The following is a 21,408-nucleotide window of genomic DNA, read 5'->3' as shown; positions in this document are numbered from 1 at the left end:
ATGGGCAAGATCCATCTTCTATCTGTCGACCGTACCCTTGCCCAGCGCCTGACCGAGGCATTGGGGGAACGGGTTACCGTCGAAATGGTCCAGTCGCTTGAACTGGTGGACCTGGGCGAGCCCGGGATCGTCGTTATCGACCATGCAGCGATCGCGACAGAGCGCTCGCTGGGCTCGACGATTGCCGCGGTGTCGGACAGCGCGCCGGGCCGCGCCATCGTTCTGGCCACCGATGAACTTGAAACCGAGCAGGTCCTCTCAGCGATCCGGGCGGGCGCAGCCGACGTCATAGCCCGCAACGCTGAAGGATCCGCCATTGCCGGCGTTCTCTCGCGCATTCTCAACTCGGTGATCTCGACCCAGGGCCGTCCGGGCCGCCTCACGCTCGTACTGGGCGCCGACCGTGAAGCGGCTGCCGTGGCCGCCACGGACATGGCCCTTGCCTACAGCACGACGCAGACACCGACCTTGCTTGTAGATTGCACCCTGCCCTCGAGCACTGCCGAAGCTTACCTCGACATCAAGGTGGATTACGGCCTTGCCGCCGCAGTCACCGATATCGACAGGATGGACGCAAGCCTCCTGGCCGACGCCCTGGCGCGCCATGAGCCGAGCGGATTGTCCCTGCTCACTTTCGATGGCGGCACCGGTGCCGAACCCGTGGGCCTTTCTCCCAATGACGTGATCGGCCTGATCCAGTTGCTGCGCGCGAGTTGCCGCAACATCGTCCTGTGTTCGGGAGATCTTCGCAACGGTGGCCTCCTGCGTGAACTGGCATCCCAGGCGCAGGCCATCGAAATCGTGTGCAGCCAGTCCATTCGCGAACTGGATTCCTGCCGCCGCTTGCTCGATCGGGTCGCACCGGACACGGCAAGTCTGGCCCGCATGCGCCTGCTTGTATGGGGCCACGATCCGGCAATCCTGCTCGACGGTCGCCGCATGGCCGACGTCATGGGCATCGAAGCGCTGATGGGCGTGCCCTTCGACAGGATCGACTACTACAACGCCCTCAACGCGGGGCGGCCCCTCTATCTGGGCAGGGGCAATGCTTCCTACATCCAGGCTATCCGCCGCGTTTGCAACATCTCGGAGCAGCCACGCGGCACGGTCGCCCGCTTTGACAAGCTGCGGCGATCCGTCCTGCGCTCGCTGGAGCGTGCCGTATGAGCCTGCTGACCACCGATACCGTCAGCGAAGCGGCGCCCCAATCGCCAATGCGAAGCGCGATCACACAACCGTCCTCGAAGCGGATGAGCGACACCTACCAGGCCGTCAAGGCGCTTACCTGCCAACAAGTCATCGAGCATCTCGAAGCGCAGGGCAGCACCGCCGAAGGGCTCGAACAGCGCGCCCTGCGCTCGGAGATCGAGCAGGTCATCAACAGCCGCAGCCGGCGTGGTCAACTCGCGCTCAACAGCGCGGAACGCCTGCTGTTGATCGAGGACGTCGAAGACGAACTGGTCGGTCTGGGGCCCCTTGCCCCCCTCCTGCGCGACCGGACCATCGACGACATCATCGTCAATGGCGCCCAGACCATCTATGTCGAGCGTATGGGCCTGCTGGAACGCATCGAAACGCGTTTCCGCGACGATACGCACCTGATGAACATCATCCAGCGCATCGTCGGCCCCATCGGCCGCCGCGTCGACGAGGCCACCCCATATGTCGATGCCCGCCTTCCGGACGGATCGCGCGTCAACATCATCATCCCGCCCATCGCGCTCGATGGCCCCACGCTCTCGATCCGCAAGTTCCGCATGCAGGCGCTGACGATGGCCGATTGCGTCGCCAGCGAGACGATGAGCCAGCCGATGGCAGATTTCCTCGATGCCGCGGTCCGCTCGCGCCTGAACCTCGTCATTTGCGGCGGTACGGGTGCGGGCAAATCCACGTTGCTCAACGTCCTGTCCGGCTGCATCGGGCAGGGAGAGCGTCTCGTCACTATCGAGGATGCGGCAGAACTTCAGCTGCGCCAGGAACATGTCGTCCGGCTCGAGACGCGCCCTCCCAATGTCGACGGCAATCGCGAGGTCAGTGCGCGCGACCTCATGCGCAACGCCCTGCGAATGCGGCCCGACCGCATCATCCTGGGCGAAGTGCGCGGGACCGAAGTGGTAGAGATGCTGCAGGCCATGTCGACGGGCCACAACGGCTCGATGGCCACGCTTCACGGCAATTCTCCGCGTGATGCGCTTGCACGGCTCGAAATGCTGATGGGCTTTGCCGGCCTGCAGAACGACATGCGTGCGATCCGGCGCTTCGTCGCCAACAGCATTCACGTGATCGTCAACATCCAGCGCCTCAGCAATGGCCGGCGGCGGATCACCTCGATAACGGAAGTGACCGGCGTGGAAGGCGAGTCCTACACGCTCAACGAGCTGTTCCGCTTCGAGGAATCACCGCCGATGTCGGGCATGGGCGATTTTCGGATCACTTCCCCGCGTCCCTACCACGGCCCCAGCCTGCGCGACTACGCGCCGATGGTTCGTGGAGCGGAGACATGGTGAAGGGTGCCGCATACCTTATCCTGGCGTTGCTGATCATGGCAGCTCTAGCCTGGTACCTGGTCGGCGAGCGCAGGCGTTCACTGGCAGACATCGATCGTCGCCTTGCGCAATTGTCTGATGCAAACACCCCTTCTCCGCGCCAGTCCGCGCCGCTGACGGTGCCTGAAAGGCTCGCACCGCTACTGGCTCAGGCCCAGCTCGAAGTGACGGCTAGCACCATCCGCACGATCGGCGTTCTCGCACTCCTCACCGGGCTCGGCACCCTTGCGCTCTTCGGTCCTGCGGTGACCCTGCTCCTGCTGATCGGCGTGCCATTCCTCGCTCATGCCTGGGTCAGCGGCCGGGCGCGCAAGCGCATCGATGCCCTGACCGAAGCCCTGCCCCATTACATCGATGGCATCCGCCAGTTGCAGGCCGTCGGCAACTCGCTTTCCCAGGCCCTTGAGCGCGCGCTCGCCGAGGCGCCGGACGTAGTCCAGAGCTATTTCAGCCAGACGGCGCGCAAGCTCGAGATGGGGGCGCCGGTCGGAGAGACGATGCAACAGCTTGCAGACCGGCTCCGGGTCGCCGAAATTTCAATGCTCGCCGCCGCGATCAAGACCAACCTGCGTTACGGCGGTTCGATCACTTCCGCCTTGCGCAACCTCTCGAACATCTTGCGCGAACGCCTCCGGATCAAGCGTGAACTGCTCGCGGCAACTTCCGAGGCGAAGGTCTCTTCCCGCGTACTGATCGCCATGCCCCTGATCGCCATGGCGCTGCTCGTGGCGATGAACCCATCCTACATCGCCTTCTTCGTGCAGGACGCCCGCGGCCACACAATGGTCCTCGTCGCTCTGGTGCTCGAATTCCTCGGCATCTTCGTGATGCGCAGGACAATGAGGCTCGACTTCTGATGGTCCAGGCAAGTGCAATTCTGCTTTTCGTTCTGGCCGCCGCAAGCGTCGCTTTCGCAGGCTGCGGAGCGCGCATGCTACTGGCAGACAACCGACTGCGCGCGCGCCTGTCGGGTCGTCCCCAACGCGCCGGACAACAGGGCCAGACTGCGCTGCGACTGCCCCGGCTCTTCATGGCCAGAGGACGCGACCGTGAGGAAATCGAAAAGAAGCTTCGCAGCGCCGGGATGTTCGGCAGCGGCGCGCTGGTGACGTTCCTGTGGCTCAGGCTGGCGGCCACCGCAGGCATGGCGCTGGCCGTGATGCTTTACGGATTGATTGCTGCCGGCAACCCGTTCGCCCACGTCTTTCCCCTCTTGGCGCTTCCCGGTCTGACCTACATCGGCGCCAAGTACATCCTGCAAATGCGGGCTACGGATCGTGAGCGGACATTGACCGCGGAATTTCCATTCCTGCTCGATCTCATGCTGATGATGCTCGAAAGCGGCATCTCGCTGGACCAGTGCTTCCGCGCCATTGCGCGCGATGAGCAGGTAGCCGTCCCCCATCACGCACGCCTGCTGGCCATGCTGGTCGATGACCTTGATCGCGGACAGGATTACCAGAACGCCCTCGATCGCTGGGCCGCGCGGGCGTCGGTCGCGGGAGCGCGCGAACTGGCGGCCCTGTTCCGGCAATCGCTGTTCCAGGGTATGGAACTGGTCCCGGCCCTACGCGAGTTCATCATCGAGTTCTCACAGCGCCGCGTCACGCGCGCGCGCGAGGCAATCGGAACGATCACCGTACGCATGGTCATCCTCATGCTTGTCTTTTTCATGCCTGCACTGTTCATCGTGCTGGCTGCCCCTCCGGTCGTTGCCATCTTCGACACCTTGCGGAGTACCGCGCCATGAGCAACCTGCGTCCTGCCAGGATCTCTCTTGCCGTCGCGCTGGCCGTTCTCGCCCCGAGCCTTCGTGCAGCGCCTGCCCAGGCCCGCGCCACGGACGTGCAGGAGGCCGGCTCGACGAAATCCCTCTACCTCATGTTGATCCGTCAGGCCCGCAGTGACGGACGACCGCGAGCGGCCCTCGCCTATCTCGACGATTTCGACCGGCGTCACCCCGACGATCTCGAAGCCCGGATCCTGCGGGTGAACTGCCTGCTCGACCTGGGCCAGACCGGCGAAGCCGGCGCTGAAGCCGGAAAGCTTCCAACCGACGATCGCAGCGGTGAAGTGCAACAAGTCCGCGGCCACGTCTTCGCTGCTGAGAAGCACTGGCCCGATGCCATCGCGCAATATGAACAGGCTCTGCTGCTCAAGCCCGCCGATCCACTCACCAGCAACGCGCTCGGATATGCGCGCCTGCAGTCGGGTCAGTTCGAAGCCGCGCTTGAGAACCTGCGGGCGGCCCACGATCTCGCGCCAGACGATAAGGTGATACGCAACAACCTGTTGCTGGCGCTTACCCTCGCCGATCACGCGCGCGAGGCCAAAGACTTGTTCGAGACGATCGGGGACGAGACTGTGCGCAGCCGGATCCGGCGTGCGGTAGCCGACGAGGTGAACCGACTTGTCGCCCTTGCTCCTGTCAAGGTCGAGGCGATGCTGTGAAGCTGCGGCCGGTTGCCTCCTTGCCCGAAGCGCGCGACGGCGTTGTCGGACCGATGCTGGCGGTACTTGGCGTATCGCTTCTGGCAGCCGCCGGCCTCGCATTGGATGTCGCGCTGTACTACGTCGCTGAACGCGACTTGCGCGCAGCCACCGAAGCGGCGGCCCTTGCCGCTTCCATGAACCCCGGCAATGCCGAGGAACGCGCGCGCGATTACCTCACCCGCAATGGCTATGACGGCGACGTCCTGCAATCGGTCGAAGTCGGACGATACTGTCCCGACGTATCGGTCGATCCGAACCAACGTTTCGACCCTTCGTTCACGCGATGCCCCGGCAATGGCGTCGCCAATGCAGTGCGGCTTCACACGAAAAGGGCCAGCCGGCGCTTCCTCACCGGCGTTTTCGACGAGGCCGTCATTCCCGATATGGAAGTGACCGCTTCAGCGGCCCGGATCGACGAAGCCGGAATCGGTATCACTTCTGGATTGCTCACTGTGACCAATCCGCTGGTGAACGTCGTCAACGATCTGCTCGGTGCCCTGCTCGGCATCAAGCTGCGGCTCAACCAGTCCGACATCGAAGGCATGATGGGGGCCAATGTTGACGCGGGCCTGTTTTTCGATGCACTGGCCAAGCGTAGCGGCAGCACCGGCACTTACGGCGATCTCGTGGCCGGGACTTACGGTATCAAAGACATCGTCATGTCCGCAGCCGATGCCACGTCGAATATCGCGGCGAAACTCGGCCTGCGTTCGCTGGGCTCGCAAGTGACGAACAGCTACCAGGTGCCGCTCTCGGACCTGTTTGGGCTCGGCGTCTGGAAGAACATGCCGGTAGGTCATGCGGATTCGCCGCCCTCGCTGCGTGCCGGGATCAATGCCTACCAGCTCGTTACCTTCGCCATTCAGGCCGGTCCCGGCGTCATCGACCTGTCCGACGCGGTAAGCCTGGCCGTGCCTGGCAGCATCGTGAAGATCGGCGCGATCGCAACGGGCCCTGCCGACCGTCCTCGCTTCTCATTCGGCCCCGCCGGCGAAACGAGCGTCGGGACTTCGCTGCTGCGGCTCCAGATCCTGCTCGGGCTGGGCGATATCAATCTACTCGGCTTTCCGATCACCGAGTCCGTGCCGGTCCTTATTGATGTCGCCGCTGCACATGCCGAGATTTCCCAGATCGAATGCACAAACACGGCGGAGCAAGGTCGCGACACCCGGGTCAATGTCACCGCGAGTTCGGGTCTGGTGAATGCCTATATCGGCAAGGCACCGGCCAATGCCCTCACCCGTCCGGTCCCGCCCATTACGGCTGACGACATCAGCCAGGTGCGGCTCCTGAATGTCCTCAACCTCGTGACTGTAGACGCGCGCGCCGTTGCCCAGCCAGTGTTCGGCAAAAGCTCCACGCTCACGTTCGGGCCCGGCGGCAATGGGACGATCGGCTCCCCCGACAGTCCAGGCTCTCCTGCAAGCGTTGGGAACGGGGCACAGGTCGGGCCGCTCATCAGTTCGCTTGTCGACGGCCTGATGGCGCCGGATGGCCTGCAGATCGAGCTGCTTGGACTGTGCCTGCCCATCGTCTGTCAGGGCACCGAGGATACGCTGCGCCAGACCTTGCTGGGCGCGATCACGACGCCGCTGAGCGGCCTTGTCGGAAATACCGCCGATCCCTTGCTGGATTTCGTTCTCGAAGCGCTCGGGATCCAGCTGGGACACGCCACGGTATGGGCGACGGGTGCGCGCTGCGGAGTGCCTGTGCTGATCTGAGAAGAGCTTTTGCGGCATCGGACCGCCTCCCTTCCGATGCCGCGCCGAGCTACGGGAGCAACCTGAAGGAAGAAAGCAATGATTGACTACACGCGTTACCTGATCCGCTCGCTGATCCGCGACGAGCGCGGCCTGACCGCTGTGGAATATGCGGTCCTTGGCGGCATCGTGGTTGCCGGAATTGTGGCTATCGGAAGTGGTTTTCAGGATAATCTGGCAACGGCCTTCTCGAATCTTTTCGCCAGCGCGACAAGCTGACCGAAGGGCATCGGCAATGGATGACCTGCTGCACCGCTTATCTCGTTGCCGTGCCGGCATGGCGGCGCTGGAGTTCGTGTTCCTGGCTCCGGCGCTGCTGATGCTGGTCTTCTCCATCATCGTCTATTCGCTGTACTTCGCAGCCTATTTCGGTGTGCGACAAGCGGCTTCGGAAGGTGCGCGTACCGCACTGGCCGGACTATCCAGCGACGAGCGCATCAGCCTTGCCACAACCCGCGCGCAGGAGATCGTGGACAGTTACGGAAATCTCTTGGGTTCGGGCAAGGATGCCGTGATCACCACCTCAACGGACGGCGCCAACGCCTTCATGGTCACCGTGAGCTACGACATCAGCGACAGTCCGATCATGCGCTACGCCAGCATCCTGCCCCTGCCCGCGACGGACATGAAAGCAAGCGCTACCGTCACGAATGGAGGCTATTGAATGGCTGCCATGGACTTCTTCGGCACGGCCGCACTCGTCCTGTTACTTCTGCCCGTCCTGGTACTGCCTTGGGGCGGCAAAGGCGTTCCCGCTCTGCACTTTGCAATTATTGCTGGTGCGGGGCTCGCAGCGGCATGGTTGACAGGCGGTGCTGCCGCACTCCTGGCCAGCGCGCTTTCGGGTGCCGTTAGCATGTTGAGTATCGCGGTTGCAGTGACAGCTCTGAAATCATGGCAGGGTGTACAAATTTTAACAGGAAGTCATATCCAGCTCCTTGCCACCGGGGCGATTTGGCTGGGTCCTGTAGGCAGCCTTTTAATGCTCTCTTTTTCGTCGATTTTTCTCTTTTCCAGCGCCTTTATCAACAAGGCTAACGGACAACTGCGCCGTCCTGACTTTTTCGCTATTGGCGTCTCGGCGATCCTCATTGTCCAGACCGGACAGATTTTTACCAAGCATTAAGACATCGAACCGAGAAATTTACCACAGCGATGAACCTCATGTCTCAGAATTGGCGGTTGAAATTGGGATCACTTTTCAATCCAAACCAGATCGAAGCTAACGAAGAAGCCGAACTGGCTTCTCTCGTTCAGGACAAGCACTCCGGGAGCGTACTGATCGTCGACGACGATCCCGACTGGGGCGAAGAGTGCTCCTACGCCTTGCGAGCCATGGGCTACGAGCCCCTCCATGCTCTAACCCCCCAGGATGCCCTGCGGCTATATCTCGACAGCGATACGACTATCGCGATCATCGATTACAACATGCCCGGCAAAGATGGCATTTCGCTGATCCATGAACTGGCTCGCCATGCCCAAACGCTCGGCCGCCAGTTGCACATCGTCATGGCGACCGGCTATGCGACGAAAGACATTGCCGTGGACGCAATGCGTGCCTCGGTCTCGGATTTCCTCGAGAAGCCGATTCACCCTTCCGATCTGCGGCGCGCGTTGCAGCGCATCAGCGGGCTACAGGACAACCCGGCCGCTCGCCAAACCTTGTTGACCAAGATGTCGAGCCTGAGTTCCGAGCTGAACAGGCTGGCACAGCTTATCCATGAACCACAACCGAATGGCACGGGCAGCCTGAAACCGATGCTCGGACATTCGAACAATGGGCTACAGTTCAAAGGCCCGGCGATCGACAGATCCGTTCTTTGCGATTTCATTCGCGATCAACTGCGGAAGGAGTCGAAACGGCGCGGCATCGGTGGAGGAGCCCTGTTCGGCGATCCGACCTGGGAAATGCTCCTGGACCTGCTGCTTGCCAAGATTGAAGGTCGTACAGTCTCTGTATCCAGTGCCTGTATCGCATCCGGTGCGCCGATGAGCACGGCACTGCGCCTGGTCCGGCGACTGGTCACGGAAGACGTTCTCTGCCGCATCCCCGACGAAAAGGACAAGCGGCGACACTTCTTGATCATCAATCCCAAGTTCGAACAACCCTTGATCGATTACCTTTCCGATCAGATCAGCCTCATGAATCCCGGCGTTTGACGAACGCGTTTCGCGTATTATCCGGGAAGGCTTCTTGCGACGATTACCAACCGGTACCCAGAATGGTGGCAATCTGTCGCAAGGTGGGCACCTGCAAGACAAGCACCCCAGCGGCTATAGGCAATCCATAAGGGACACTTTCGGGCTTCACGGCCTGGAAAATCATGTCGAGCAGTTGCATGAGAACCGCGACCAGTCCTCCCAGCAGGATTACAATCATTGCCAAGGTAGCAATCTTCTCTGGCGGAACCCACAAGGAACTGGCTAGGATCAGTTTGACATCTCCTCCGCCAAGGATCCTGAGCGCGAAGAGGATGCTCATGGGAACGGCCAGCAGAAGCGGAACGGACAGGTGCCGCAAAAGCGACAGCAAGCCTGGGCCTCCTGCAGCGCCATAGCAGAAAGGAATGGCCAGAAGGGCCACCGCGAGGCTGATTTCGTTTGGAATCCGGCGCTGACGTACGTCGATCATAGAGGCCATACAAAGAAAGCCTACCGCCAACAGCAAGGCAGCAGACATCATGGCTGCATTGTGCGGTTCGGATTGTCCTGTCAGCGGCCAATTCATTGCAGGGCCTCTGCCCGACCGAACGATCTCGCCGTCATCAGCGCCATTTCGGCCCTTCCACCCAGGTCACAAGGCTCTGGCGCTTTCCGTTGACCACGGGAAGAACCCGATGCTGCAAAAACGATGGGAAGATCAGCATGCTCCCCCGATTGGCAAATGTAGCACCCGGGTTTTGCAGCCCGAAGAATTCGAACTCCCCACCGTTGTACTCATCCGGTTCACTGAGCTGCACGACGACGGAGAGCTTGCGGTCGAATGGCCGCGGAGATTCCAGCCACACGTCCTGATGCCAATCGTAATGACCGGCATTGGTCGCGTTGTACTGCGTAAATTGCAGGTCGAATGGTGCGACAATGTCGGCGCCGAAATTGGTACGGTTCGATGAACTGACAAATGTCATGATGCGTGAAACGATATCTTTCTCACGGTTGGCATCGAGCCAGCGGATCTGTGACGTGCGGTGCCCGCTATTGGCTCGGCGCTGATCTGCGAAACCGACAGTGGCATCCTGCTGCGGGTAACTGAGTGCGCGCTTGGTAATCGCGTCGCATTCCGCTTTCGTGAGGGCTGTAGGCCAGACTTCCCATACGTTCTTCATCGCCGAGTCCCGTCGCTTTCGTATCTATCGTTGGCTTGATCGCTGCGGGCCAGAAGGTTTTGCGTATACGCAAAACGGGCATTCAGACCCGGCGGGTTACGCTGAAAAAGAAACGCGGCTTCTTCTCATAGAAGTCACGCGGACTCTTGACAGGAACTGCAATCTGCGCCTGGGCGGTCCAACCTTTTATCGGAGAAATACGAATACCGCCGCCCGACGACGCAAGAGAATATTTCTTCGAAGCAATACCAATACTTTGACGACTACTTGATTTTGCCAATGCACCGTCCGTATAAGCGAAGATCTGGAAGTTGTTGAAGAGGCCTTTACCTGATTTCAACTTCCAACCGACTTCGAGTCCAGCGGCAATAGCCTTGTCGGCAGTGATCGTCCCGACCCGGTAAGCCATACCCGCGCCCTCCCCGCCAAGCGAGAAACGCTCGGTCGTGGGCAATTTGTCCTGCGTATATTGAGCGCGACTGGTCACCTTGCCGGAAAGGCCCGAACCCAGGTCTTTTACCGCCGTGAGCTGGATGTTGACCTTGCGAAACTTCGCTTCGGAAAATCCGGCGATTTCCTTCGCGCCGAGCGCGTCCAGCCCTTGGCTGACCGTGCCCGAAACGCCATAGCCACCGGTCTTGCCGACAGCCGACCAGGTCGCACCAATTCGAATGGCACGCGTCCGAAAACCGCCAAAAGCTGTATCCAGAAAGTAATGCTGGCTATTCGTCCCATCGAGACTCGCGCTGATTACAAGATTCTTGTGGTAGGACCGGATGAGGCGATGGGAGAGCGAAAGGCCAACCTGCTTGGCTTCACCGAGAATGTCAGCCGATCGGGTACGCGTCCGCACATAGGCCCCATTGACCGCCAATGTTGTGCCGTTAGATCCAAGCGGCGTGGCATGGCTCGCCGAGTAGAACTGATAGCGATCGGGCGTGAAGGGGATATAGCCGGAAAAGCGGGTCGTATCCCCTTCACGGATCAGGCCATTGACTGCAATACCAAGCTGCGACTGAACGCCACTCGTCACATTGGTCACGCCGCTGTTATTGACGTCGAGAGTAACCTCAACCTGTTTGCGGCGTATGTTCAACGTCATGGTCACTTCACCCGGACGGCCAGCGGATTTGAGTTTGGCTTCGATCGTTTGTCCGGGAATATCCCGCAATAGCGAGAGCGTACGCTCGATCGAACTCTTGTGCGTTGGAGTTTCCTGCATCAAGCGGCGCATATGCGCAGCGATCAGGCGAGTCGGCGTGCTACGGGATTCGTGCTCAATCGTATAGTTGCCGATGCGACCTTCCAGAACACGCACAATCAGCACACCCCCGCGAGGAACCTGCGTGGGAATGCTCACAGAGTAGAATGCAATGTCGCTAGTCGCATAGGCTTGGCTTACTGCATTGGCGACCTTCTGCAGGTTGGGCCGCGTCAATCGCGAACCAAGGTAGGGAGCAACCGCTCCCTCGAGGACGTCCTGTGCGAGCGTGGCCCCTTCGAACTTGACCTTGGTAAGTTCGATCGCCGCAACGGCACTTGGCTTCGTCGGTGCGGCAACTTCGATCGATGGCCGCGGCGCTTCCGGTGCATTGCTGCGCTCCGGAATATTCGGCTCGATGCGATCCATGCGATCGCGATCGATATTCGCTGCCGGATTGAATTGGGTGGAGACCTGACCGGCATCCTGTGCATTAGCCCCGGTGGTGAGCGCGCAAGTTGCGACTGCTACCGCAAAGCTGATAATGGCCCGCGCGAGCTTCATTAGCCAATCTCGCTTCAGGCCAGGCCCTGGTGCTCTGACAACATATAACATCGCGGGAATGAGCATCTTGGTCGAGTTTGACCCTCTTGGTCCGGAGAACGGCGGATACGCGCCTTCCGACCAATCTACTCATGGTTCTCGTCATCGAGCACGCATCAAAAGAGCCGGTGTGACATCCACCTCTGCTAAACAATATTCATTCCGGTTCGAGTGCTTGGATACACGCGGCGAAACAGCATGGGGAATTTGCGAATATCTCCCCATGCAATCTGGGCTTGAATGCTTAGGGCCCAAGCCCTTCATTTCGGGCCTTTTCCAAGCATGAAGATCAAATTTGTGCCGAGTCGCCCTCAAAAAAGGGGCATGTTGCGTACTTGCGCGAGCCAATTGCATGTCTAGCCGTCGCGGCAGTTTGATGCGTGGGCGCGAATCGGCTTCGAGTTTACCTATCAGATTGCCGGTGTCGGCGCACCGACATCATCGGTCATTCGGCCCCATCCTGCGACCGGCGCTTGGCATAACTGACGACGAAGGCTTCCCATACGCGCAGCCATTCGGTGTCAGTGCGCAGCTTGCCGATTCCGGGAAAGCCGGCGCGGAAGGCGTCTGCCATCGTGTCGACCGACCAGGGCTGGCCTTTTTCGAGGCCTATCTTGCGAAAGGCGGCTTCGCGCGTGCCGAAGCTGAGGCTGCCTTCCGGAAAGGCTCGGAGTTCTTCGGTCAGTTGCGGTGTTTCACGGCGAAACTTGCGCTCCAGGGAAACCGATGATCTCGGTGCCTTTTCAGCTGCAGCAGCCCCGACCAGCCGCAGATGCGGGCCGACCAGCTTGCGTTCGAGCGGTGCCGGAGACGGGTTGAGAACGACCTTGCGACCGGAAAGGTCGACATTCGCGTTCGGATAAACGGCCGAAACCAGCTGCATCGTCTCGCGCACAGTCTGGCGGAACCTTTTCGAATCCGCGCTGTTGCCAAGATGTCGCGCGAGCTGGTCCCAGGAGATCGTCTGCCCTCTATCGCTGGTGATGCGCGGTAGGCGGTAAGCGAGATAGGTATAAAGATCGAGCGCGGTGGGCGTGCCCTTCAATTCGCGGATCGCAATTTCGTTCAAAGGCACGGCGTGTTCGATCAGATGGCTGTAGAACGCCTCCGACATGCGGATCTCACGTGCAAAGGCGCCGTTCTTCTCGAGCGAGCCTGCATATTCGTTGGAAATCTTAACATCGCGCACGGCGAAGGCATTGTCGCCTGCATCCGTGCCATCCCAGCGGATCTGCCATTCGCAGGCGAGCAAGCGGTCAACCTGCTCGCGCATGCGGTTCGCGGTGCCGCGAGGGCCGTAGGATACCGTCTGATAGCCAAGCCGGCGCATCCATTCGGTAAAGTTTCGCCCTAGATAGACGTCGCGTGAGCGCTTAGTGACAGCCTGCGAAAGCAGGTAGATGAGCGCAACGCGTGGATAAGCCCCGTATGGAACGCCAAGGCTCCTCAGCACGGGCTTGCCATCGACGGTCTGCAGGACAGGCCGCGGATTGATGGCCAGGGCATACTTTCCGTCTTCGCGCAGGATCGGCTGCGTTTCATCCTTGGGCCGTTTGGTCGGCAAGGACATCGCGCAAAGCGCGGAGTGAAGAAACGCAGGGACCGGTTCCTCGTCCTGAACGCGCAGGAAGGCATCCATGGTGAGCTGCGTGCCGGCAGTCTTGGCCAGCGAGCGGACACGATCTTCCCCGCCATCCAGCATGGCCAGAGCATATTGGTGCCCGATCGGTTTGCTCGTATCCCCGCTCATATTGCCCATCCCTTCCCGAATCCGGGTCCTAAGGTGCTCATGTAACAACAGCTTTGAGCGAGCTTGGCAAGAAGGTTGGCAGTTTTGACGGGTTTTCGCGGTTGAAACCTACAATTCCACCGATGATCTCGGTGCCTTTTCCGTGATGTGCTCCCAAAACCTTCTCAATTTCATCGAAGCCGATTCGCGAATCGGATTTTGATTAGGGATTCTTGTAATAGGTATGCGCTCCGAGATCATCGGTGGCTATGGCTCTGAGATCATCGGTAAAATGCACGCTGATCATCGGTTGGCACCGAGATCATCGGTCCTGACGCAAGCCTGTGCTGCTGCGACGCGGTTGCTTGGGATTCGCGACTCGGAAACAGCCGAGTTGGGGCTAAACGGCTCCGAGATCATCGGTCGGTCGCCCCTCCCCTGCCCTGCGAGCCATGGTCATGAAGTCTTTTGGCACGGAGATCATCGGTGAAGTTGTAAGATTGGTGGACGTTCATTGCCCGAAACTTGCAACAAGGCTATCGTGCGGCCTCAATCTCACAAGTTGGTGCATATGGCGACACATCCCAGTCTTGAAATTCAGCCTGACGACCTGACCAATGATGGCCTTGGCCTGCTGCATAGGAAAGCCCTGACGATCCTTAAAAGGATCAGGGACGGCGCTCTTGATCCGGAAACCGGTCACAAGGTCGGGCCCTCCTTTCCCATTTCAAAGGCAGCCTCGCTCGTGGGCCGAACGGCTTCGGCCATTCGCGAGGCTGAGCGAGATGGGAGGTTGCCGCCCCGCGACCGGACAGCTTCGGGCCACCGGGTGCAATATACCCTGCAGGAACTCGATCACATGCGCGAGGTCTTCGGGACGCGGCCCTGGCGCGAGCCGACCGACACGCCGGCGATCATCTCGGTTTCGAACTTCAAGGGCGGTGTCGGCAAATCGACGATTGCCCTGCACCTTGCCCAACACTTCGCCATTCGCGGCTATCGCGTCCTGTTCATCGACTGCGACAGCCAGGCAAGTTCGACAATGATGTTCGGCTATCGCCCCGACGTCGATCTTGGCGAGGACGACACTTTATATGGGCACTTCCATAATCCGGAACTGCTGGGCGTGCGTTCGATTATCCGCAAGACGCACTTCTTCGGGCTCGACCTGATTCCTGCCAATCTCAAGCTCTACAATCTGGAGTACGAGATTGCGGGCTACCTTGCGCAGCACCAGAGCTTTGACATCATCGATCTCATTGCCCAGGCGATCGACAGTGTCGTCGATGACTATGACATCGTCATCATGGATCCGCCACCAGCGCTGGGCATGGTTTCCATGGCCGTGCTGCAGGCGGCCAACGCGATGGTCATTCCGATGCCGCCGAGCGTCATCGACTTCGCCTCGACAGTCTCGTTCATCGACATGGCGCGCACGACGATGCACCAGCTCGAGAAGCTGGGCGGCAGGGTCAAACCGGCCTATAATTTCATTCGTCTGGTCGGCAGCCGCGTCGATGAAAGCAAGTCGATGCACCGTGAGATCCTGTCGATGATGCGGCAGGTGTTCGGCGGCTCTATGATCAATTCCGTGCTCAAGACGAGCGCCGAAATCGATAACGCCAGCTCCCGGATGAAGACGGTGTTCGAGCTGGATCGGCCGGTGACTTCGCATGAAGTGCACAACCGCTGCGTCAAGTTTCTCGGCGATGTCTGCCATGACATCGAGCAGGATGTCCTGCGCTCATGGGAGAGCCGGGCGGAGCAGGTTTCGTGACCGGTTGCCACGTGGCAACCGGAAGGCCGGGGGCTGCAAAGGCGGACCCGCAAGTGGAAAGATACCCCGCTCTGGTCGGCATGGATTGGGCGCGGGAAGAGGATCAGAATGGGTTTGTTGCCACGTGGCAACTGGCGCATGAGAACGACGGCGGAAGACAGGAAATGCATCATGGCTAAAGGCAATCGCGGCTTCGGAAGCAGCCTCACCGAAGGCTTGGACGACAGCGAACTGGACGTTTCGGCACCGGCTGAAAGCATCATGGCCAGCCGTAGCCAGACCCTTGCCCGCCTCGCTTCGGGCAAGGTCGTGACCGATCGTACCGAGTGGGTCGACCCGGCGCGCTGCAGACCCTGGCGCCTCCACAATCGCGACATCGATCACCTCAACGAGGAAACCTGTCGCGACCTTATCGATGCGTTTCTCTCCGCCAAGAAGCAGCGCATCCCGGCCATCGTCCGCAAGCTCCACGAAGACCCGGAGTATGACTACGAGATTATCGCCGGTGTGCGTCGCTGGTGGACGGTGCAGTGGCTGCGCGAACATCACCACCCCGAGTACGAGTACCTTGTCACCATCCAGCACGTCTCCGATGAGGAGGCCTTCCGGGTCTCCGATATCGAGAACCGGTCGCGCAAGGACATCTCCGATTGGGAGCGCGCGAATGAGTATCTGCGCGCACTCGGCGAATTCTATGACGGGTCGCAGAGTGAGATGGCCGAGCATCTCAAGATTTCCCGATCGTGGTTGACGCGCTTGCTCGACGTGGCGCGCCTGCCGAGCGAGATCGTGAACGTCTTTCCCGACACGCATGACATTACGGTGCGGGTTGCGCGTGACCTCAAGCCGCTCACCGGCGATCAGCGCGCGCTGGGTCTCATGGTCGCGGAAGGTAAGGCCATCATCGCCGAACGCGAGGACCTCGGCGTGAAGCTGACCGGTCCCGAAGTCGCCAAGCGATTGGTGAAGGCGACTGTTGCGACGTCGAAGAAGTCTGCGCAGGAGGAACTGATCAAGACGCGCAAGGGTAAGCCCATGCTGCGCTACTCTCGTCCGGCACGAGGCGGGCTCAATCTCAAGGTGCTGCCGAGATCGGGAGCGACGGCAGATGAAGTGCTCGAGGCCATTCGGGGACTTCTGGACGTCTGACCGGATCCAACCGCAATGAAGATAGAGGGGCAGGGCGCGATCCTGCCCCTTTTCGTATCAGGGGCGTCTGCGCGCCTATTCTTGCACTCCGAGTGCTGAAACCGACCAGCCATCGACGAAATTTGACCTGATTTGGCCTGTGGGGCGGGGTCGCGTCGTGGATGAGCTTTGGGTCGGACCAGTCCGGTCTTTGCGCTCTACGACCTTCTGCGGCGCCTAAAAAATGGGCAGATCGGCGAAAGTGGGCACGTTCCCGGCTGCAGGAGGCCACATTGCAAGCAACTGCCTAGCTCTCACCTTCGCTTGGGCGGGGCGAAGAGCGGCGAAGCAATTCATCGATGGCATCCATGGAAGATTGGAACTCGTCGATCGCTTGCGACGAGAACGCAAAGTCTTCCTGGTCTTGCACGGCTTGAGCATGGACCACCTCACGCGGCGCAAAGCGATGCATCGTAGCTGCGTTGCGCGAGGTCTCTCCCTCGACAAGGCCAGCCTGCGCAAGCGTGGCCATGATCGTGCGGACGCCCAGACGCGATGCGCCAATCACCTTCTCGATCTGGACGCCGCGCAGGGTACCGAAACCGGCAAGATAGCCAGCGACGTCCCCCGCGCGGCCATTGGAGCGGCGGCTTTGCAACTTGTCGGCGATGCAGCCGGCATCCCTGATTGCATCCTGGATGAAGCGATCGAGAGACCATAGTGCATTGCACAGGGCGGTGAGGCTCTCGCGGTCCCTGCAGGAAGGCGAGGGGGTAAAGGGCATGTCCTGATCGACCGCAGCGCTGCTCTCGAACGTCAAGGTCAGGAGGCCGGGCAGCGGGGCGGCAAACGGCAAGCCATGCCGGGGCGCAAGGTAGCCGCCGGCCAGGATGTCCAGAGCCCACCGGGAATGCGCCTGCTCGCCTATTTCCACTGCAACGGCAGAGCGTGGCCCCTTGATCAGTTCGATCCCGCGCTCCTGCCTTGCAAAGTGCAGCGACTGGCGGGCTGCCGAGAAAAGCGCGGCCACCGGCGAGAAGGGAAGATCCGTATTGCATGGCTCAATCGCGGTGATCACGGCCCTTGCCTCGGCCAGCAAGGCATTGGCATCCTCGTGCCCTTCATTCCGGTCAAGGTCTATCGGGGCGAGGAACGCCTCGCCGATGCGCTGCGAAGCTACTGCGAGGTGATGCCAGGGATTGTGCCTCAATTCAGTCAGGATCGCCTGACAAAGCGCGCGGGGAGGGCGTAGCTTGTGGGCCGAGACATCCGACAAGGTGCTGAGCCCGGCGAACCAGTCGAAGAAGCGCTCATCGGTAAAGGCGTGTCCTTCCTGCCGTAGAGCGGTGATGAGGCTTTCGCGGATGAGCCGGCCAGCCAGCACGATCATGGCGCCGTCATTGGCCTGTGAAACCGCAGACTGGATCCTGCCAAGGTACAGGGCAGAGAGTACCGCGGGGTCACGCTCGAGGGGCATGCCGTCAAAATGGGGCATAAAAATCTCTGAAAATCATGAAGTTGATCGTAATGTATAGCTAACTCATAATTGCTATACACCTTCTTGGACTCAATGTCATCGTATGCTTCCCTGCGCTGCAGGTGCAGGATCAACCTGCTGCCTTCTCCCGCAGCGCGCGCAATTCCGACTCGATGGTCACGATAATCTCCCCGGGGGCCGCCAGCAGATGCTCCGCGTGGTGAGCCGCCATCCAGCCGATCGTCCGCTTGTCGGGAAACCCGGCAAGGCGGGGGCGAGCGACGCCATCGTGGGCATAGCAATCCGGCATGACGGTGAGCCCAAGTCCCGCCGCCACCATCTCGAGAACCCGCTCGTCATTGGTCGAGCGCAGGGAGAAGTGCGGCCTGACCCCGCGCTCGGTGAAATGCCGGCTGATGTCGGACAAGGCCTCGCAATGGCGGCGCACAATCATCACTTCATGGACAAGCTGTCCCGCCTCGATGGTCTCCGCTCGGGCGAGGGGATGGCCTTGCGCCATGGCCAGCGCATAGCCTTCGGACAGGATACTGCGTTCAAGGAAGCGGTCGGCGCCTCTTTCGACCAGCGCCAGCGCCAGGTCGATGCGGCCTTTGGCAAGCTGGCCGGTCAATTCCCTTTCGCTGCCGAACACGAGTTCGAAACGATATGCCTCCTGCGGCCGGGCCGTGGCGATGGCGCTGGCGATGGCGCGGGCCGGGATGGTCGACAGGACGCCGAGCCGGAGCGAGGGCAGGGCGCTGGCCGGTTCCATCGCCTGCTGTGCAAGGTTGAACTCCCGCTCGATCCGCCTGGCATGTGCCAGCAGGCGCGATCCGGCGTCGGTAAGTTCCACGCGTTGGTTCGAGCGCACGAAAAGCGCGTGACCGAGAATTCTTTCGAGCTTTGCGATGCCGACGGACAGTGTCGGTTGGGAAACATTGCAATGGCCGGCCGCACGGGAGAAATTACCCTGGTCGACGACGGCGAGGAAATAGCGAAGCAGGTAGCGATCCAGCACAGGAGGGCTCCGGGCGGCAAGTGGTGTAATCTATAGATAGTGCCAATGCAGTCGTTGAGGTAGGTTCAATTTTTCCTATGCACCGATCCGCGCTATCAGGAACGGCAAGGAGAGACGCAATGACCGATTTCGATTTTGCCCTGGGCGAAACCGCCGACATGATCCGTGAGAGCACGATGCGCTTTGCGACGGACCGCATTGCGCCGCTCGCTGCGGAAATTGACGAGAAGGATTGGTTCCCGCGCGAGCTCTGGCCGCAAATGGGTGAACTCGGGCTGCACGGCATCACAGTCGAAGAACAATGGGGCGGGCTTGGTCTCGGTTACCTTGAACATGTTGTGGCGCAGGAGGAAGTGGCCCGCGCTTCGGCCTCTATCGGCCTGTCATATGGCGCGCATTCGAACCTGTGCGTCAACCAGATCCGGCGTTGGGGCAATGAGGAGCAGAAGGCACGCTATCTGCCCAAGCTGATATCCGGCGAACATGTCGGCAGTCTGGCGATGTCCGAAGCGGGCGCGGGCTCCGACGTCGTTTCGATGAAGCTGAAGGCCGAGAAGAAGGGCGACCGCTATGTCCTGAACGGCACGAAATTCTGGATCACCAATGCCACCTATGCCGATACACTGGTGGTCTACGCAAAGACCGGCGAAGGATCGCGCGGCATCACGACGTTCCTGATCGAGAAGGACTTCAAGGGGTTCTCGATCGGGCAGAAGATCGACAAGGTCGGCATGCGCGGCTCGCCCACAGCGGAACTGGTGTTCGACGACTGCGAAGTTCCGGAAGAAAACGTGATGGGGCCGGTCGGCGGCGGCGTTGGCGTATTGATGTCGGGTCTCGACTATGAGCGTACGGTCCTGTCCGGCATCCAACTGGGCATCATGCAGGCCTGTCTCGATGTCGTGCTGCCTTATGTGCGAGAGCGCAAGCAGTTCGGCAAGCCGATCGGGGCATTTCAGCTCATGCAGGCAAAGATCGCCGACATGTACGTCGCGTTGAACAGCGCACGGGCCTACGTATATGCAGTCGCACGCGCCTGCGATGCGGGCAAGACGACCCGCTTCGATGCTGCCGGGGCGATCCTGCTGGCTTCGGAAAATGCCATGAAGACCGCGCTTGAGGCGGTGCAGGCGCTGGGCGGGGCAGGTTATACCAAGGATTGGCCGGTAGAGCGCCTGATGCGCGATGCCAAGCTTCTGGACATCGGTGCGGGGACCAATGAAATCAGACGCATGCTGATCGGACGCGAACTGATCGGTGCCTGACAGGGGGGCACCTCGCCGGACGACCCCAATGCGGAGAGAACCATGAAACTGCGTTCCTTGTTGTTCGTCCCGGCCGACCGTCCCGAGCGCTTCGCCAAGGCCGCGGCGAGCGGCGCCGACGCGCTTATTCTGGACCTCGAGGATTCGGTCGCGCCTGAACGGAAGCGGGCTGGGCGCGAAGCAATCGCCGCCTGGCTTGCAGATGAGCGCAAGGTGCCGACTTTCGTGCGGGTCAATCCCTTGGACGGCGACCTGACGACCGATGATCTCGGTGCCGTTTTGCCCGGCAGGCCAGATGGGATCGTCCTTCCCAAGTCGGAAGGATCGCAATGCGTGCGCCGGCTTGTCGCACTGATGGAGGCGCAGACGGGCGGGAGATGCGCTTTGCCGCCGATCTTGCCCATCGCAACGGAAACGCCCGCAGCGATATTCCAGCTCGGCACTTATCAAGAGGTCACAGAGCGTCTCGCTGGCTTGACCTGGGGCGCCGAGGACCTGCCCGCCGCAATCGGTGCCGCGACCTCGCGGGAGGAGGATGGCAGTTATACGGCTCCATATGAAATGGTGCGCAGCCTGTGCCTGTTTGGCGCCCATGCCGCGCAGACACTCGCGCTCGAAACGGTCTTTCCGCGTATCGATGCTCCAGATGCCCTAGCGGCTTATGTCGCGCGGGCAAGGCGCGACGGGTTTACCGGGATGATGGCAGTCCACCCGGCTCAGGTGGAGACCATCAATCACGGTTTCACGCCGAGCGAAGCGGAAGTGGCCCAGGCCCGGACGATCGTCGAGGCGTTTGCCGCCAATCCCGGCGTCGGGGCCCTCAAGTTCGATGGCAAGATGATCGATCGGCCCCACCTCGTTCAGGCGCGCCGCATTCTCGATCAGGCCTGAAGCGGTCCGGCACGGAGCTGCGAACGCCTTCAGGGCTTTCGCAAGGGTAGGTGCATGGCTGCCAGCATGGATTCGCGTAAAAGGAGCGGGAAATCCTCGCTCTCGATGAGGAAGGGGCCGGGGCGGTTGATGACCGTGTTGTTGAGCACACCGTACATCACCTGAAAGGCAAATAGTCTTACTGCGTCACAAAT

The 21,408-nt window shown here is 60.8% G+C and carries 20 protein-coding genes; 14 read left to right on the top strand and 6 right to left on the bottom strand.

Annotated elements, in window-relative coordinates:
- The 10 genes from J3474_RS21840 (at position 1) to J3474_RS21795 (ending at position 8,959) form a co-directional block, all read left to right on the top strand.
- Complete coding sequence (locus J3474_RS21840) at positions 1 to 1,167, top strand: histidine kinase (protein ID WP_013836657.1); 1,167 nt, start codon at positions 1 to 3, stop codon at positions 1,165 to 1,167.
- Positions 1,164 to 2,507, top strand: a complete 1,344-nt coding sequence (locus J3474_RS21835) for a CpaF family protein (RefSeq protein WP_207095618.1) — start codon at positions 1,164 to 1,166, stop codon at positions 2,505 to 2,507. The genes J3474_RS21840 and J3474_RS21835 overlap by 4 nt, the downstream gene beginning before the upstream one ends.
- The gene (locus J3474_RS21830) at positions 2,501 to 3,403 is read left to right on the top strand and encodes a type II secretion system F family protein (protein ID WP_207095617.1); all 903 of its coding nucleotides are present in this window, start codon (positions 2,501 to 2,503) and stop codon (positions 3,401 to 3,403) included. Before J3474_RS21835 ends, J3474_RS21830 begins: the two co-directional genes overlap by 7 nt.
- Positions 3,403 to 4,296: a type II secretion system F family protein gene (locus J3474_RS21825; protein ID WP_207095616.1), complete on the top strand. Its 894-nt coding sequence runs from the start codon at positions 3,403 to 3,405 to the stop codon at positions 4,294 to 4,296. The genes J3474_RS21830 and J3474_RS21825 overlap by 1 nt, the downstream gene beginning before the upstream one ends.
- Positions 4,293 to 4,997 carry a tetratricopeptide repeat protein gene (locus J3474_RS21820; RefSeq protein WP_207095615.1) on the top strand — a complete coding sequence of 235 codons (705 nt, stop codon included), beginning with the start codon at positions 4,293 to 4,295 and terminating at the stop codon, positions 4,995 to 4,997. The genes J3474_RS21825 and J3474_RS21820 overlap by 4 nt, the downstream gene beginning before the upstream one ends.
- Complete coding sequence (locus J3474_RS21815) at positions 4,994 to 6,760, top strand: pilus assembly protein TadG-related protein (protein ID WP_242528562.1); 1,767 nt, start codon at positions 4,994 to 4,996, stop codon at positions 6,758 to 6,760. The genes J3474_RS21820 and J3474_RS21815 overlap by 4 nt, the downstream gene beginning before the upstream one ends.
- Positions 6,761 to 6,838: 78 nt before the next feature.
- The gene (locus J3474_RS21810; RefSeq protein ID WP_013836663.1) at positions 6,839 to 7,018 is read left to right on the top strand and encodes a Flp family type IVb pilin; all 180 of its coding nucleotides are present in this window, start codon (positions 6,839 to 6,841) and stop codon (positions 7,016 to 7,018) included.
- A 16-nt stretch (positions 7,019 to 7,034) separates the two neighbouring features.
- A complete protein-coding gene (locus J3474_RS21805) occupies positions 7,035 to 7,463 on the top strand; it encodes a TadE/TadG family type IV pilus assembly protein (protein WP_013836664.1) in 429 nt (142 codons plus the stop codon).
- Positions 7,464 to 7,925, top strand: a complete 462-nt coding sequence (locus J3474_RS21800) for a hypothetical protein (RefSeq protein WP_013836665.1) — start codon at positions 7,464 to 7,466, stop codon at positions 7,923 to 7,925.
- A gap of 29 nt (positions 7,926 to 7,954) precedes the next feature.
- Positions 7,955 to 8,959 (top strand): response regulator, encoded by a 1,005-nt coding sequence (locus J3474_RS21795; RefSeq protein WP_242528561.1) that lies wholly within the window; start codon positions 7,955 to 7,957, stop codon positions 8,957 to 8,959.
- 43 nt (positions 8,960 to 9,002) lie between these two features.
- Here J3474_RS21795 and J3474_RS21790 read toward each other — a convergent pair whose 3' ends face one another.
- From J3474_RS21790 to J3474_RS21775, 4 genes are all read right to left on the bottom strand, one after another.
- The gene (locus J3474_RS21790; RefSeq protein ID WP_148274808.1) at positions 9,003 to 9,527 is read right to left on the bottom strand and encodes a prepilin peptidase; all 525 of its coding nucleotides are present in this window, start codon (positions 9,525 to 9,527) and stop codon (positions 9,003 to 9,005) included.
- A 37-nt stretch (positions 9,528 to 9,564) separates the two neighbouring features.
- Positions 9,565 to 10,125, bottom strand: a complete 561-nt coding sequence (locus J3474_RS21785; RefSeq protein ID WP_207095614.1) for a 2OG-Fe(II) oxygenase — start codon at positions 10,123 to 10,125, stop codon at positions 9,565 to 9,567.
- 82 nt (positions 10,126 to 10,207) lie between these two features.
- Complete coding sequence (locus J3474_RS21780; RefSeq protein WP_207095613.1) at positions 10,208 to 11,890, bottom strand: ShlB/FhaC/HecB family hemolysin secretion/activation protein; 1,683 nt, start codon at positions 11,888 to 11,890, stop codon at positions 10,208 to 10,210.
- Between the two features lie 484 nt (positions 11,891 to 12,374).
- The gene (locus J3474_RS21775) at positions 12,375 to 13,679 is read right to left on the bottom strand and encodes a replication protein RepA (RefSeq protein WP_013836670.1); all 1,305 of its coding nucleotides are present in this window, start codon (positions 13,677 to 13,679) and stop codon (positions 12,375 to 12,377) included.
- A 550-nt stretch (positions 13,680 to 14,229) separates the two neighbouring features.
- On the opposite strand from J3474_RS21775, the gene J3474_RS21770 reads away from it, so the two are divergent.
- Together J3474_RS21770 and J3474_RS21765 are read left to right on the top strand one after the other, a co-directional pair.
- Positions 14,230 to 15,435 (top strand): AAA family ATPase, encoded by a 1,206-nt coding sequence (locus J3474_RS21770; RefSeq protein ID WP_013836671.1) that lies wholly within the window; start codon positions 14,230 to 14,232, stop codon positions 15,433 to 15,435.
- A gap of 171 nt (positions 15,436 to 15,606) precedes the next feature.
- The gene (locus J3474_RS21765; protein ID WP_207095612.1) at positions 15,607 to 16,584 is read left to right on the top strand and encodes a ParB/RepB/Spo0J family partition protein; all 978 of its coding nucleotides are present in this window, start codon (positions 15,607 to 15,609) and stop codon (positions 16,582 to 16,584) included.
- 286 nt (positions 16,585 to 16,870) lie between these two features.
- On the opposite strand, the gene J3474_RS21760 is transcribed toward J3474_RS21765, so the two are convergent.
- Positions 16,871 to 18,040 carry a hypothetical protein gene (locus J3474_RS21760; protein ID WP_242528560.1) on the bottom strand — a complete coding sequence of 390 codons (1,170 nt, stop codon included), beginning with the start codon at positions 18,038 to 18,040 and terminating at the stop codon, positions 16,871 to 16,873.
- 130 nt (positions 18,041 to 18,170) lie between these two features.
- Positions 18,171 to 19,058: a LysR family transcriptional regulator gene (locus tag J3474_RS21755; RefSeq protein ID WP_013836674.1), complete on the bottom strand. Its 888-nt coding sequence runs from the start codon at positions 19,056 to 19,058 to the stop codon at positions 18,171 to 18,173.
- A 119-nt stretch (positions 19,059 to 19,177) separates the two neighbouring features.
- Between J3474_RS21755 and J3474_RS21750 the strand changes: the two genes are divergently transcribed.
- Together J3474_RS21750 and J3474_RS21745 are read left to right on the top strand one after the other, a co-directional pair.
- On the top strand, positions 19,178 to 20,323 hold the full coding sequence (locus J3474_RS21750) for an acyl-CoA dehydrogenase family protein (protein ID WP_013836675.1): 1,146 nt from the start codon (positions 19,178 to 19,180) through the stop codon (positions 20,321 to 20,323).
- 42 nt (positions 20,324 to 20,365) lie between these two features.
- On the top strand, positions 20,366 to 21,214 hold the full coding sequence (locus tag J3474_RS21745; RefSeq protein WP_207095610.1) for a CoA ester lyase: 849 nt from the start codon (positions 20,366 to 20,368) through the stop codon (positions 21,212 to 21,214).
- The last annotated feature ends 194 nt before the right edge of the window (positions 21,215 to 21,408 follow it).

The sequence above is a fragment of the Novosphingobium sp. PY1 genome (assembly GCF_017312445.1).
Classification (GTDB): Bacteria; Pseudomonadota; Alphaproteobacteria; order Sphingomonadales; family Sphingomonadaceae; genus Novosphingobium.
This window is presented reverse-complemented; position numbering and strand designations above follow the sequence as displayed.